Genomic DNA, 14695 nt, shown 5'->3' on the forward strand with positions numbered 1-14695 from the left:
GTTGCGAAGTGCAACCGGGCTATTTGAATTCCTTAGACTATTCATTGTAAATAATTGAATAACGGCCCCAGAGCTAAAATCGCCAAACTTAAGCACGTTACCCAATCGCCCCACTTCTTCCTATGGCTTCTATTTTTGCTACGCCACTGGCAATAATATCCCAACGCAAAACCAAGCTGGGCACTAATCGGGCCGACAAAATCAGTCCACGGCTGCGGCCAAAAAGGGGAAAAATTCAGGGGAAGCCAGACAAATGTCAGAAAGAAATTTCGGATATTTTCCAGCAACGCTGATTTCTCTGGAGAAATATAAAGAATGAAATTCGAGAGAATTAACCAGAAATAGACCGGAGAAAAAACCAGCCAGCAATGTAGCCTGTTTTTTAATTCAGGAGGCGTTCTGCGGGAGAATTGCCAACCGATGCCACCCATTACACTGAAAAAAAGTGCATATTCAACCAATAACTCAAGTTGTAATTCCTGAAGAGAAATACGCACAACCAGGAGCGGAAAGGAGAATATTATTTCAGCCAGAAAAGTTAACGTGAATATAAGTACGGCTAAGGCAATAACCGTCGGCCATACCAATAATGGTACGATAACAAAACCGAAAATTACAGGGTAAATATAAAGTCTGATTTTATTCATCTTTAATGTCCTGATGATTCGGATGATGCGTCATACATGGCACATAAACACTCATCAATCATCCACTCGTCTTCCCAGGCCTGATACTGTGTGCCCTGTTCGGACTGCTTAAGCGGATTCTCAATCGCCTGCCGCGCGCGTTCTTTCAGGATGGATTGATTATTACTAGCCCAAGTATTAGTTTGAGTGGTAATGGCTTTATCGATATCGTCCTGATTATCTCTGATATAACCGTCACGATACGTATTCAATAAACAGGCAAGAGACGCTGCCGACCAAAATCCGGGAACTGAAATAATGGCATCAAGCAATGGCGAAAGAGCGATATCGGCACGGAAAAACATTTCCAGCTTGTACTGTAATTCGACAGCCTCATCCCCGGATACCCAATCAGTCATATACTGGCAAGCAAATTGCTGCAATATTTCCCGTTCATCCTCACGCCAGTTTTCTTTACTGGCAAGGTTGATACGCCGTAGAGAAAATACTTCGTGAATATTGTCAAATTGCCCCTGCGCAACAAACTCCAGTAAACAAGGCAGAAAATAACGAACCTCATCGCTGTTTTGCGGATCAGGTCCTGGACTACTATTCCAGGCATTGATTAAGGAATAAGGAATCGCTCGCAACGATGTATTCCGTAATGCTTTTTGTTCCTGTTGACTCAGACAATATTCACAACAAACCACAAATTGCTGCGGCGCCGGATAACGACGAAAAATATGATATATCTGCTCAATTAATGCCTGCATGGCAGGAGTGGGGTGCATAATTACCCCCTCGCCCGCTGATCGTGCATAAACGGCTGATAGATAAAAAGGGCATTCGCCGCGTTCAGGAAAATATTAATGATATCCATATTGTAATCCTGCTTAATGCAACGTTTTATCCATCGGCACATAGCCCACATCTTCCACCAAACTCTGCCCCTGCGGCGTTAAAAACCACTCCACCAATTTTTGTGTCTCTGACGTCGTATTTTCCCGCGTTACCATTAAGGCATCGACGATATAGGGATATTTGTCGTTGCGAATATTTTCCGCAGTCGGTGCAATACCGTTAATCGCTAGCAGTTTTATATTTTTATCGGCATTCATTTGTGTTGCGTAATAGCGGAAGGTGTAGCCTATTGCGTTTTTTGTATTACGGTATTCGGCAACAACGTTAATCATTCCCTCCATCACGCTTGCCACTTCCGTTTCCTGCGGCGAGATCATGCGGACATTTTTCATGACCTGCGATAGCATCACCGTCTGGCTGCCAGAGTCTTCCGGGCGTTGCCAGGTCTGGATCTCCTGATCGTCACCGCCAACCGCGCGCCAGTTGGTAATTGCGCCACTGAAAATGTCACGCACCTGTTGTTCAGTCAGGGAATTAACCGGATTATCCGCATTGACGATGAAAACAAACGCTTCACGGGCAAATGGCGTGTACAGCAAAGTGACGCCCGATTTCTCAGCGCGTTTTTTTTGCCCATCGGAAGGTTGCGCCACGAAAATAATATCGGCATCACCGTTAACGATTTTGTTATATGCTTCTTGCGTACGAGAGTTATCCAGATAATCCCAAACGTGAAAATCCTCTGGTATTACACTTAATGCATAAAATGCAGAGGCATAAATGGGGTACGCCGCCGTAGCGCCATCGAGTCGCGGCCAGTTTTGCGTAAATTGAATTTGTGGTTTACCACGCAGTGGCGTCAGTTGATTATTAAGTTTATCGGGTCGCCAGGCCCAGGTATCAATATTTTCACGCACACCGACACCGGGATTAAGCTGTTTATATAAATAAGCCTGATACCCAGCGACAAAACCAAGTAAGAGAAGTAGAAACAGGAGTAAGTTACGGCAACGTAGCCCGGACGTGCCGGTTAAAGGATGCCTTGTCGGCCAGCCGTATCCCAGCGAAAAACTGATATGCGCGCCAACGGGTATAATGACTATCCACCAGTAGTCGCCACTGATTAATGAGAGTAACAAAACACCCTGCCAGGAAAGCATAAGGTTTGCCAACCAGCCCGATCCCATCTGGCGAAATTGATAATCTGCCAGATGTAGCGCGATTATCCAGCCAACCAGGGTTAATAGCGCGGGTAAGAGAAAAAAGCATTGTCGCCAGGCGGCTATTTCTCTTTTTTCTGGTGCGCTATCACCAGCCCACACGCGACCAGAGAAAAATATGATTATCGCCCCCAGCGTCAGCATAAAGACGTTGAGTAGAAGATAAATTGTTGGCGTAAAGAGTAAATTGCAAACCTCAAGAATAGCGGCAAGCCCGGCCCCCAGCATGGCAACAACCGCTGCCAAAAATTGCGCCAGTATGGGGATGCCAAAAAAAGTCATTACCAGCGAGGTCAAAATCCATTTTCCGCTTTGCATTATTCTTTCCATTCTTGCTGAATGGCGAAATTATACTCCCCGATAACCCTCGCCCCCTCTGGACACTTTTCCTAAATAAAGGCGAAAAAAACGGGACCTTTTGGCCCCGTTCTGTTTTTTAGCGAACTTATAATCTCACCGGATCAATATGCCAAATATAATCGGCATACTCTTTGATCGTACGGTCAGAAGAGAAGTAACCCATATTGGCAATGTTCAGCATCGCTTTTGCGGTCCACTCTTCCTGACGCTCGTAGAGTTCGTCAACTTTATCCTGACAATCGACATAGCTGCGATAATCCGCCAGTACCTGGTAGTGATCGCCGAAGTTGATCAGCGAATCGACCAGATCGCGATAGCGACCCGGATCTTCCGGACTGAATACACCGCTGCCGATTTGCGTCAGCACCTGATGCAGCTCCTCATCTTTCTCGTAGTATTCACGCGGTTTGTAGCCCTGACGGCGCAATTCTTCCACTTCTTCCGCTGTGTTACCAAAGATAAAGATATTGTCAGCACCGACATGATCCAGCATCTCGACATTCGCACCGTCCAGCGTACCGATAGTCAGCGCGCCGTTAAGCGCAAACTTCATGTTACTGGTGCCGGAAGCTTCCGTCCCCGCCAGCGAAATCTGTTCAGACAGATCGGCCGCCGGAATGATCAACTGCGCCAGGCTAACACTGTAGTTCGGGATGAACACGACTTTCAGCTTGTCGCCAATCTGCGGATCGTTGTTGATCACTTTCGCTACGTCATTGATCAAATGAATAATGTGCTTCGCCATGTAATAGGCCGAAGCCGCCTTACCGCCAAAAATATTCACGCGCGGTACCCACTTCGCATCCGGGTCGGCCTTGATGCGGTTATAGCGGGTGATCACGTGCAACACATTCATCAATTGACGTTTGTATTCGTGAATACGTTTGATTTGCACATCGAACAGCGCTTTCGGATTTACCACCACATTCAGCTGCTGGGCGATATACTCCGCCAGACGCTTTTTGTTCTCCAGCTTCGCCTGATGCACCGCGTGATTAACCATTGGGAAATCACAGTGTTGTTGCAGATCATTAAGCAGGCTAAGGTCGGTGCGCCAGTTGCGGCCCAGGTGTTCGTCCAACACGGCTGAAAGCGATGGGTTCGCTACCGCCAGCCAGCGACGCGGCGTCACACCGTTGGTGACGTTGGTGAAACGACCCGGGAAGATTTTCGCAAAGTCGGCAAATAGCGATTGCACCATCAGGTTAGAGTGCAGTTCCGATACACCGTTAACTTTGTGGCTCACCACAACCGCCAGCCAGGCCATACGCACACGACGACCATTGGATTCATCAATGATCGACGCCCGTCCCAGCAGATCGGTATCGTTCGGATACTGTTCCTGCAAGGTTTTCAGGAAATAGTCGTTGATTTCAAAGATGATCTGCAGGTGACGCGGCAGAATTTTACCCAGCATATCGACTGGCCAGGTTTCCAGCGCCTCGCTCATTAGCGTGTGGTTGGTGTAGGAGAAGACCTGACAACACACTTCAAACGCGTCGTCCCAGCTAAATTGGTGCTCATCGATCAGCAGACGCATCATCTCAGGAATCGACAGCACCGGATGGGTATCGTTGAGGTGAATCGCAATTTTATCCGCCAGGTTATCGTAGGTTTTATGCAACTGATAATGGCGGCTTAAAATGTCCTGAATGGTCGAGGAAACCAGGAAGTATTCCTGACGCAGTCGCAGCTCACGCCCGGAGTAGGTGGAGTCGTCCGGATACAGTACGCGAGATACGTTCTCGGAGTGGTTTTTATCTTCCACTGCCGCGAAGTAGTCGCCCTGGTTGAATTTACCGAGGTTAATTTCACTACTGGCTTGGGCACTCCACAAACGCAACGTGTTGGTCGCGTCGGTGTCGTAACCTGGGATTATCTGATCGTAAGCTACTCCCAGAATCTCTTCGGTTTCAATCCAGCGCGTTTTTTTACCTTCCTGCTGAATGCGACCACCAAAACGGACTTTATAGCGCGTGTTGTGGCGTTTGAATTCCCACGGGTTACCGTATTCCAGCCAGTAGTCAGGCGACTCTTTCTGGCTACCGTTAACGATGTTCTGCTTGAACATACCGTAGTCATAGCGGATGCCGTAACCGCGCCCCGGCAACCCTAACGTCGCCAGAGAATCGAGGAAGCAAGCCGCCAGACGGCCCAGGCCACCGTTACCGAGGCCCGGGTCATTTTCTTCATCAATCAGCTCTTCGAGATTTAATCCCATCGCTTCCAGTGCGCCCTGTACATCTTCGTAAATTCCTAGCGACAACATGGCGTTGGAGAGCGTACGGCCAATCAAAAACTCCATCGACAGGTAGTAAACCTGACGAGTTTCTTGCGACAACTGGGCACGGTTTGAACGTAACCAGCGCTCCACGAGACGATCGCGCACAGCAAATAACGTTGCGTTCAGCCATTCATGTTTATTGGCGACGACCGGATCCTTTCCAATCGTAAACATCAGCTTGTAAGCGATAGAGTGCTTAAGAGCTTCTACGCTAAGCGTGGGCGATGAATATGTAAACGGAGCATTCATATAGGCGTTTCCTGAAAACTATTTCAAGCGATAGTAAAGCTCACGGTACGACTTCGCCGCGACCTGCCAGCTAAAATCCATTGCCATAGCCTGACGTTGCACAAACCGCCACAGTGAAGGACGGGACCACAGTACGAAAGCACGTCGAATAGCCCGTAACAGCGACCAGGCATTACTATCTTCAAAGACAAACCCACTGGCGACGCCATCTGCAAGGTTCTCAAGAGAACAGTCAGAAACCGTATCAGCAAGCCCACCGGTGCGCCGCACTAACGGCAGCGTACCGTACTTCAATCCATAAAGTTGCGTTAAGCCGCACGGTTCAAAACGGCTGGGCACCAGAATGACGTCCGCGCCGCCCATAATGCGATGCGAAAATGCTTCGTGATAGCCAATCTGAACGCCCACCTGGCCGGGGTATTCCGCTGCCGCCGCAAGGAAACCTTCCTGCAGCACCGGATCGCCCGCGCCGAGTAGCGCCAGCTGCCCGCCCTGCTCCAGAAGACCAGGTAAGGCTTCCAGCACCAGGTCGAGACCTTTCTGGCTGGTCAGACGGCTCACCACTGCAAAAAGCGGCACTTTATCGTCAACCTTAAGCCCCATTGCGATTTGTAACTGGCGCTTATTTTCCGCTTTATCTTCCAACGTATCGCGGGTGTAACGCGAGGCCAACAGTAAGTCCGTCTCTGGACTCCAGATTTTCTCGTCCACGCCGTTCAGTACGCCGGAAAGACGCCCTTCACGGTGACGCTGTTGCAACAGACCTTCCATACCGTAGGCAAACTGCGGTTCGGTGATCTCGCGAGCGTAGGTTGGGCTGACTGCCGTAATGTGATCGGCATAGTACAGACCGGCCTTCAGGAAAGAGATTTGTCCGTTGAATTCCAGCCCATGAATATTAAAGAATGACCATGGCAATTGGATGTCATTCATGTGATGTGCATAAAACATGCCTTGATAGGCCAGGTTGTGCACAGTAAACACCGACTTCGCCGGACGCCCGCGCGCCGCCAGATACGCAGGCGCAAGGCCTGCATGCCAGTCGTGCGCATGCACCACATCAGGACGCCAGAATGGGTCAAGCCCGCTGGCCATTTCTGCCCCAACCCACCCCAGCAGCGCAAAACGCAATACGTTGTCGGTATAGGCAAATAAGTTGGTATCGTGATACGGGCTTCCCGGACGATCATAGAGATGCGGCGCGTCAATCAGGTATATGCCAACCCCGTTGTAATGACCGAACAACAGCGTGATATGTCCGGCGAAGGTATCACGACGGGATACTACCTGCGCATCGGTCACGCCACGGCGAATATCGGGAAATGCAGGCAACAGTACGCGAGCGTCAACGCCGTCTGCGATTTGTGCTGCGGGTAATGCCCCAATAACATCAGCCAGACCGCCGGTTTTAAGCAGCGGGAACATCTCTGAACATACATGTAAAACCTGCATTATCGCTCCTGTTTATGCCCTAACTTCCGTAGCATTTCGCGCGTTACCAGCACGATGCCTTCTTCTGAACGATAGAAACGACGTGCATCTTCCTCTGCGTTTTCACCAATCACCATGCCTTCCGGAATAACACAAGCACGATCGATGACGCAGCGACGCAGACGGCACGAGCGACCTACCCATACTTCCGGTAACAATACGGCGGAATCAATGTTGCAGAATGAATTCACGCGAACGCGCGAGAACAGAACGGACTGCACCACCACCGAACCGGAGATCACACAACCGCCGGATACCAGTGAGTTAAGGGTCATCCCGTGGCTACCGGAGCGATCCTGCACGAATTTCGCTGGCGGTAATGATTCATTGTAGGTGCGAATTGGCCAATTGCGATCGTACATATCCAGTTCCGGCACCACAGAGGCCAGATCGAGGTTCGCTTTCCAGTAAGCTTCCAGCGTACCCACATCGCGCCAGTACGGCTCGGCATCCGGGTCGGATTGTACGCAAGAGAGCGGGAACGGGTGCGCATAGGCCAGACCGGCTTCGGTGATCTTGGGAATCAAATCTTTGCCAAAGTCGTGGCTGGAGTTCTCATCGCGATCGTCTTCTTCCAGCAGTTCATACAGATAGTCGGCGTCAAAGACGTAGATACCCATACTCGCCAGAGATTTGCCTGGATCGTTCGGCATTGACGGCGGGTTAGCTGGTTTTTCAACGAATTCGATAATTTTATCGTTCTCATCAACCGCCATAACGCCAAACGCGGAGGCTTCTTCAATCGGTACTGGCATACAAGCAACGGTGCAACGTGCGCCTTTTTCGACGTGGTCGATAAGCATACGCGAGTAGTCTTGCTTGTAGATATGGTCGCCCGCCAGGATCACCACGTATTCCGCTTTATAACGGCGGATAATGTCGAGGTTTTGGGTGACCGCATCTGCGGTGCCGCGATACCAGTTTTCCCCTTTCATTCTCTGCTGTGCTGGCAGCAGATCGACAAACTCGTTCATTTCTTCATTGAAGAATGACCAGCCGCGCTGGATGTGCTGCACCAGAGTGTGGGACTGGTACTGGGTGATCACGCCCATACGACGGATCCCGGAGTTGATGCAGTTAGACAGCGCAAAGTCGATAATGCGGAACTTACCGCCGAAGTGTACGGCCGGTTTTGCTCGCTTATTGGTTAAATCCTTCAGGCGGGTACCACGTCCTCCCGCCAGTATCAGGGCAACAGATTTCAATGGCAGCTGGCGTGCCAACATTAAGTGATCGTTCTTCTCTAAACTAACCATGACTAACTCCTTTTTTATCATCTCTGGAACACACACAATCCGTGTGCAGGTCCCTGCCAGACAGCCGTAATCACTGGGTTATCCTCTCCAGCGAATGGGGGAATGGCGTGCCACTCCCCAGCAGGTAAAACAATCTCTGTTACCTCAAGCGTGGCGTTAATTGCGATCAAAAAGCGATCCGAGAGCAGAATTTGCAGCTGTTTCGGCCCGTTTTGCCACTCATCCGTGCTTAAAGGTTGAGCATATCGATTTAGCCAACGGACATTGCCGTCGCCTTCTTCCCACCAGCGATTCTCCATCAAAGCGGGAATGCGCTTGCGCAGATGGATTAACGCGGCGGTAAATGCGGTTAAACCACTGCTTGCCTGCGACCAGTCCAACCAGGTTAATTGGTTATCCTGACAGTAGGCATTGTTATTGCCATGCTGGCTGTGACCATGTTCGTCACCGGCCAGTAACATCGGCGTACCCTGGGAGAGCAACAACGTTGTTAACAGGGCGTGAATGCTGTCGCGCCGCCGTTCAACCAGATCAAGAGTACCGCCTAACCCTTCTTTACCATGATTGTTACTGTAATTGTTGTTGGTCCCGTCGCGATTTTCTTCTCCGTTTGCTTCATTGTGTTTATGGTTGAAGCAAACGCAGTCGCGAAGCGTAAAACCGTCATGCGCGGTGACGAGATTAATCGCGGCACTCGGCAGACGATCATTACGTTTAAAAACATCGCTGGAGGCAGCAAAACGCCCGGCAAACGCCCCCAGAGGCAAATCATAATGCAGCCAGAAACGACGGGCTGCATCGCGGAAATGATCGTTCCACTCGGCAAACAGCGGCGGGAAATTTCCCACCTGATAACCACCAGGAGCGATATCCCACGGTTCAGCAATTAACTTCACCTGCGAGAGCACCGGGCAGTTCTGGATAGCGGTAAACAACGGCGCATCCTGACGAAACTCTGGCGTACGGCCCATGACTGCCGCCAGATCAAAGCGGAAACCATCGACGTGGCAGGTTTCTACCCAATAACGCAGGCAGGCGCTGGCATAATCTACCACCGCCGGATGACTCAAATTGAGCGTGTTGCCACAACCGGTCCAGTTGTGATAATCGCCGTCTTCTCTTATCCAATAATAGCTACGGTTGTCGATCCCACGCAGCGAGAATAACGGGCCGTCGAGGTCCAGTTCCGCACTATGGTTGAGCACGATATCAAGAATGACTTCGATACCCGCTTTATGCAGTGCTTTGATTGCATCGCGAAACTCATCCAGCGCCGTTTCTGGCGAGCAGGCATACGCCGGATGCAGCGCAAACATCGCCACCGGGTTGTAACCCCAGTAGTTACTAAGCCCCATACGTTGCAGACGTGGTTCACTGGCAAATTGTGCCACCGGCAGCAGTTCCAGCGCGGTAATGCCCAACTGTTTCAAATAGTTGATCATCACCGGATGCCCCAGGGCTTTATAAGTGCCACGGATCTCGACCGGGATCTCCGGGTGCAGGTACGTTAATCCTTTGACATGGGCTTCATAAATGATGGTGCTGCCCCACGGCGTGCGCGGCGGGGCATCATCTTCCCAGTCATAGTGATCAATCACCACTACGCATTTCGGCGCAATGGCGGCGTTGTCGCGATAGTCAGGTTCATTATGACCGGCGTGCAGCAGCGGGTTATCTTTAAACTCCCCGTCAATTTGCCGCGCGCAAGGATCAATCAACAACTTCGCCGGGTTAAAGCGATGCCCCTCGGCAGGTTGCCAGGGGCCATGAACTCGATAACCATAACGCAAACCCGGGCGCGCATCCGGCAGATAACCGTGCCAAATGTCGCCACTGTGCCCTGGCAAGTCATAGCGATGTTCCTGGCCATTGGCATCAAAGACACACAGCTCTACCCGCTCGGCATGAGCGGAGAAAAGTGTGAAGTTGACGCCCTGACCGTCGTAATGCGCGCCGAGGGGAGTGGGTTTGCCAATGGCGAGTTGTGTCATTCTGCCTCCCGAACCAGCCAGATAGTGGCCAGAGGTGGTAGCGTCAGGCTCAGTGAATGTTGACGACCGTGGCTGGCAATCTCATCGCTGTGTACTGCGCCGCCATTGCCTGCATTACTGCCGTGATAGTGCATGGAATCGGTATTGAGGATTTCACGCCATTTACCCGGCTGGTTAATACCGAAGCGATAATCATGACGCGGCACCGGTGTAAAGTTACTGGCAACGATGATTTCGTTACCCTCTTTATCGCGACGCACAAAGATCAGCACCGAGCGTTCTTTGTCATCCACCACCAGCCATTCAAAGCCGTACGGGTCAAAATCCAGTTCATGCATTGCTTTATGGTGGCGGTAGGTGTGGTTCAGATCGCGCACCAGACGCTGGACACCGTGGTGCCAGTTATCGCCGCCTTCCAACAGATGCCAGTCGAGGCTGGCGTCATGGTTCCACTCGCGGCCCTGGGCAAATTCGTTCCCCATGAACAGTAGTTTCTTGCCCGGGAATGCCCACATCCAGCCGTAGTAGGCGCGCAGGTTAGCGAATTTCTGCCATGCGTCGCCCGGCATCCGGTCGAGAATCGATTTTTTACCGTGGACCACTTCATCATGCGACAACGGCAGGACGAAGTTTTCAGTGTAGTTGTAGAGCATCCCGAAGGTCAGTTTATCGTGATGATACTGACGATAAATCGGGTCGAGCTTCATGTAGTCCAGGGTGTCATGCATCCAGCCGAGGTTCCACTTGTACCAGAAGCCCAGACCGCCCATATCCTGTGGACGAGAAACGCCAGGGAAATCGGTAGACTCCTCCGCCATTGTCACTGCACCGGAAACCTGCTCACCAAGAATACGGTTGGTATTACGCAAGAATTCAATCGCTTCAAGATTCTCGCGACCGCCAAATTCGTTCGGGATCCACTCCCCCTCTTTACGGCTGTAGTCGCGATAAATCATTGACGCCACCGCATCGACGCGCAGCGCATCAATACCAAAACGTTCAATCCAGTAAAGCGCGTTACCGACAAGGAAGTTACTGACTTCACGGCGACCATAGTTGTAGATCAGCGTGTTCCAGTCCTGATGATAGCCTTCGCGCGGATCGCTGTGTTCATACAAGTTCGTGCCATCAAATTCGGCAAGCGCAAAGTCATCGGTCGGGAAGTGGCCTGGCACCCAGTCGAGAATCACGTTCAGACCAGCTGCGTGTGCGGCATCAATGAAATAACGGAAGTCGTCGCGAGTACCAAAACGGCGGGTCGGTGCATACAGGCCGGTTGGCTGATAACCCCAACTGCCATCGAAGGGATGCTCGTTAATGGGCAGTAGCTCGAGATGGGTAAAGCCCATCCATTTAGCATAAGGCACCAGTTGATCGGCCAGCTCGCGGTAGCTCAACCAGAAATTGTTGTCGGTGTGGCGACGCCAGGAGCCCAGGTGAACTTCATAAATAGAGATTGGCGCATCAAACTGATTCGCTTTTTTGCGCTCTTCAGTCTGCACAACCTTTTCCGGCAGCCCGCAAATAAGAGACGCGGTTTCCGGGCGCATTTGCGCTTCGAAGGCATAAGGGTCGGACTTCAGACGCAAGTTGCCATTGGCATCAATCATCTCGTATTTATAGAGCTGACCGTTATGCGCCCCAGGGATAAACAGTTCCCAGATTCCGCTCTCTTTACGCAGGCGCATCGGATGACGGCGACCGTCCCAGTAGTTGAATTGCCCAACCACCGAGACCCGACGGGCGTTTGGAGCCCAGACAGAAAAACGCGTACCTGTGACGCCATCCATAGTATCTGCATGCGCGCCTAAGGTTTCATACGGGCGTAGGTGAGTACCTTCAGATAATAGCCAGGCATCCATTTCCTGGATTAGCGGGCCAAAACGGTAAGGATCATCAATCAGGTTTTGCTGACCATGCCAGACAACAGCCAACTGATAGCGGAAAAAATTCTTACGTCGCGGAATGACACCGCTAAAGAATCCCCGTGAGTCGAGACACTCCAGTTTTGCGAGTTTGCGCCCGGTTTTCGGTTCAATCACCCACACATCGGTAGCGTCGGGTAAAAGGGCACGGACTTCCAGTCCCGCGGTGGTTTTATGCATCCCCAGTACGGAAAAAGGATCCGCAAAATGGCCTGCAATTAGCGCGTTAATCACGTCTCTATCGATACGATCGGACATGCTTGTCTTCCTGTTTTATTGTGTCACCCCATCCAACTGAATTTTTGACTTCTGGTTGTGACATTTTTTTGACCTGAACGGCGCAGCACTCTGTGCATCCTCTCTGCGTCGTCCTCACTTCAGGTAAGGCTGTGAATACTCGTGTATTCCGCCACCCTTAAAGAATAGCCAATGCTCTATTTAACTCCCGGTAAATCATGAAACATCTGCGCTTACTCCTGTATTACGCACTAGCAGGGGCGGCATCGCGCCCCAGATTTAATGAATAAAGATTACGCCAGTTGACGAAGCATCCGACGCAGCGGCTCCGCGGCCCCCCACAGCAGCTGGTCGCCCACGGTAAAGGCTGACAGGAACTCTGGTCCCATATTCAGCTTACGCAGACGGCCTACCGGCGTGGTCAGCGTGCCGGTAACGGCAGCTGGGGTTAGCTCACGCATAGTGATTTCCCGATCGTTTGGAACAACTTTCGCCCACGGATTGTGCGCAGCCAGCAGTTCTTCCACGGTCGGAATAGACACATCTTTTTTCAATTTAATAGTGAATGCCTGGCTGTGGCAGCGCAATGCCCCGACACGCACACATAAACCATCTACCGGAATTACGGAAGATGTGTTGAGGATCTTGTTGGTTTCCGCCTGCCCTTTCCACTCTTCGCGGCTCTGACCGTTATCAAGCTGTTTGTCGATCCACGGAATCAGGCTACCCGCCAGCGGCACGCCAAAGTTATCCACCGGCAGCTCACCGCTACGGGTTAAGGTTGTGACTTTGCGTTCGATATCGAGAATAGCAGAGGACGGGTTCGCGAGTTCATCAGCCACATGGCCATACAGATGGCCCATCTGGGTTAATAACTCACGCATATGTCGCGCACCACCGCCGGAAGCGGCCTGGTAGGTTGCAACGGACACCCAATCAACAAGATCATTGGCGAATAAACCACCCAGCGACATCAACATCAGGCTTACGGTACAGTTACCGCCAACAAAAGTCCTGATGCCATTATTTAATCCGTCGGTAATGACGTCCTGATTGACGGGGTCAAGAATGATGATGGCGTCATCTTTCATGCGCAGAGATGATGCTGCGTCAATCCAGTAACCTTGCCATCCGCTTTCACGAAGCTTTGGATAGATTTCGTTGGTATAATCGCCGCCCTGACAGGTCACAATGATATCGAGGGCCTTTAGCGCCTCCAGATCAAAGGCATCCTGAAGTGTGCCAGTGGTTCCGCCAAAAGACGGCGCAGCCTGACCAAGCTGAGAAGTAGAAAAGAAGACAGGGCGAATGGCGTCGAAGTCGCGCTCTTCAACCATGCGTTGCATGAGAACGGAGCCGACCATACCGCGCCAGCCGATAAAACCAACATTTTTCATAAGCGTTTTTTCCTGCAAAGATGTGTGCTGTATAAATGTGCCGGTCTCCTCCTGGCACATCTTTCACCATACAAAAAGCAGCCAAAGTCGCAAGTGAAATTAATCAATGATAGCGAAGCCATCAGTAATGCGACTTATCCTGCTTTGTTAGCACGCAGAAAGTCCGCGGCAATTATCAGGGAATTTGAGTTATGAATGAAATCATTTCTGCAACAGTTTTATTGATCCTGATTATGGATCCGCTCGGAAACCTACCTATTTTCATGTCCGTACTGAAACATACTGAACCGAAAAGACGGCGGGCAATCATGGTGCGAGAGTTGCTTATTGCTCTCCTTGTGATGCTGGTGTTCCTGTTTGCGGGCGAGAAAATTCTGGCATTTCTTAGCCTGCGGGCAGAAACCGTCTCCATTTCTGGCGGCATCATTCTGTTTCTGATCGCCATTAAGATGATTTTCCCCAGCGCTTCAGGAAATAGCAGCGGGCTTCCGGCAGGTGAAGAGCCATTTATCGTGCCGTTGGCAATTCCGTTAGTCGCCGGGCCGACTATTCTCGCCACGCTGATGTTGTTGTCTCACCAGTACCCGAATCAGATGGGACATCTGGTGATTGCTCTGCTGCTGGCCTGGGGCGGCACCTTTGTCATCCTGCTACAGTCTTCGCTATTTTTACGTCTGCTGGGCGAGAAAGGGGTGAACGCACTTGAACGCCTGATGGGATTGATTCTGGTGATGATGGCAACTCAGATGTTCCTCGACGGCATTCGAATGTGGATGAAGGGGTAAGGTTCAAACAGGT

Annotated in this window: 10 protein-coding genes; 1 reads left to right on the forward strand and 9 read right to left on the reverse strand. The window is 51.0% G+C overall.

The window, feature by feature from the left end; genetic code table 11:
• Positions 1–41: 41 nt before the first annotated feature.
• The 9 genes from ACJHX4_RS17150 to asd all read right to left on the reverse strand — a co-directional run bounded on the left by ACJHX4_RS17150 (position 42) and on the right by asd (position 13897).
• The gene (locus ACJHX4_RS17150; protein ID WP_001033839.1) at positions 42–647 is read right to left on the reverse strand and encodes a hypothetical protein; all 606 of its coding nucleotides are present in this window, start codon (positions 645–647) and stop codon (positions 42–44) included.
• Between the two features lie 2 nt (positions 648–649).
• Positions 650–1417: a hypothetical protein gene (locus tag ACJHX4_RS17155; RefSeq protein WP_000553742.1), complete on the reverse strand. Its 768-nt coding sequence runs from the start codon at positions 1415–1417 to the stop codon at positions 650–652.
• Between the two features lie 102 nt (positions 1418–1519).
• On the reverse strand, positions 1520–3028 hold the full coding sequence (locus ACJHX4_RS17160; RefSeq protein ID WP_122984432.1) for a PstS family phosphate ABC transporter substrate-binding protein: 1509 nt from the start codon (positions 3026–3028) through the stop codon (positions 1520–1522).
• A 124-nt stretch (positions 3029–3152) separates the two neighbouring features.
• Positions 3153–5600, reverse strand: a complete 2448-nt coding sequence (glgP, locus tag ACJHX4_RS17165) for a glycogen phosphorylase (protein WP_000993445.1) — start codon at positions 5598–5600, stop codon at positions 3153–3155.
• A gap of 18 nt (positions 5601–5618) precedes the next feature.
• Positions 5619–7052: a glycogen synthase GlgA gene (gene glgA / locus ACJHX4_RS17170; protein ID WP_001197646.1), complete on the reverse strand. Its 1434-nt coding sequence runs from the start codon at positions 7050–7052 to the stop codon at positions 5619–5621.
• A complete protein-coding gene (gene glgC / locus ACJHX4_RS17175; RefSeq protein WP_000253971.1) occupies positions 7052–8347 on the reverse strand; it encodes a glucose-1-phosphate adenylyltransferase in 1296 nt (431 codons plus the stop codon). The genes glgA and glgC overlap by 1 nt, the downstream gene beginning before the upstream one ends.
• A gap of 17 nt (positions 8348–8364) precedes the next feature.
• The gene (gene glgX / locus ACJHX4_RS17180) at positions 8365–10338 is read right to left on the reverse strand and encodes a glycogen debranching protein GlgX (protein ID WP_000192563.1); all 1974 of its coding nucleotides are present in this window, start codon (positions 10336–10338) and stop codon (positions 8365–8367) included.
• Positions 10335–12521, reverse strand: a complete 2187-nt coding sequence (gene glgB, locus ACJHX4_RS17185; RefSeq protein WP_001283713.1) for a 1,4-alpha-glucan branching enzyme — start codon at positions 12519–12521, stop codon at positions 10335–10337. Before glgB ends, glgX begins: the two co-directional genes overlap by 4 nt.
• Before the next feature lie 272 nt (positions 12522–12793).
• Positions 12794–13897: an aspartate-semialdehyde dehydrogenase gene (gene asd, locus ACJHX4_RS17190; protein WP_000799949.1), complete on the reverse strand. Its 1104-nt coding sequence runs from the start codon at positions 13895–13897 to the stop codon at positions 12794–12796.
• Positions 13898–14088: 191 nt separating this feature from the next.
• Between asd and yhgN the strand changes: the two genes are divergently transcribed.
• Positions 14089–14682 (forward strand): NAAT family transporter YhgN, encoded by a 594-nt coding sequence (yhgN, locus tag ACJHX4_RS17195; protein ID WP_001002551.1) that lies wholly within the window; start codon positions 14089–14091, stop codon positions 14680–14682.
• Positions 14683–14695 lie beyond the last annotated feature (13 nt).

The sequence above is a fragment of the Escherichia sp. WS2035 genome (assembly GCF_046487065.1).
Lineage (GTDB): Bacteria > Pseudomonadota > Gammaproteobacteria > Enterobacterales > Enterobacteriaceae > Escherichia > Escherichia coli.

Bases quoted from the DNA above. Each gene is read 5' to 3' on its own strand.
- ACJHX4_RS17150 (WP_001033839.1), bottom strand. From the start codon at position 647: ATGAATAAAATCAGACTTTATATTTACCCTGTAATTTTCGGTTTTGTT.
- ACJHX4_RS17155 (WP_000553742.1), bottom strand. From the start codon at position 1,417: ATGCACCCCACTCCTGCCATGCAGGCATTAATTGAGCAGATATATCAT.
- glgP (WP_000993445.1), bottom strand. From the start codon at position 5,600: ATGAATGCTCCGTTTACATATTCATCGCCCACGCTTAGCGTAGAAGCT.
- glgA (WP_001197646.1), bottom strand. From the start codon at position 7,052: ATGCAGGTTTTACATGTATGTTCAGAGATGTTCCCGCTGCTTAAAACC.
- glgC (WP_000253971.1), bottom strand. From the start codon at position 8,347: ATGGTTAGTTTAGAGAAGAACGATCACTTAATGTTGGCACGCCAGCTG.
- glgX (WP_000192563.1), bottom strand. From the start codon at position 10,338: ATGACACAACTCGCCATTGGCAAACCCACTCCCCTCGGCGCGCATTAC.
- glgB (WP_001283713.1), bottom strand. From the start codon at position 12,521: ATGTCCGATCGTATCGATAGAGACGTGATTAACGCGCTAATTGCAGGC.
- asd (WP_000799949.1), bottom strand. From the start codon at position 13,897: ATGAAAAATGTTGGTTTTATCGGCTGGCGCGGTATGGTCGGCTCCGTT.
- yhgN (WP_001002551.1), top strand. From the start codon at position 14,089: ATGAATGAAATCATTTCTGCAACAGTTTTATTGATCCTGATTATGGAT.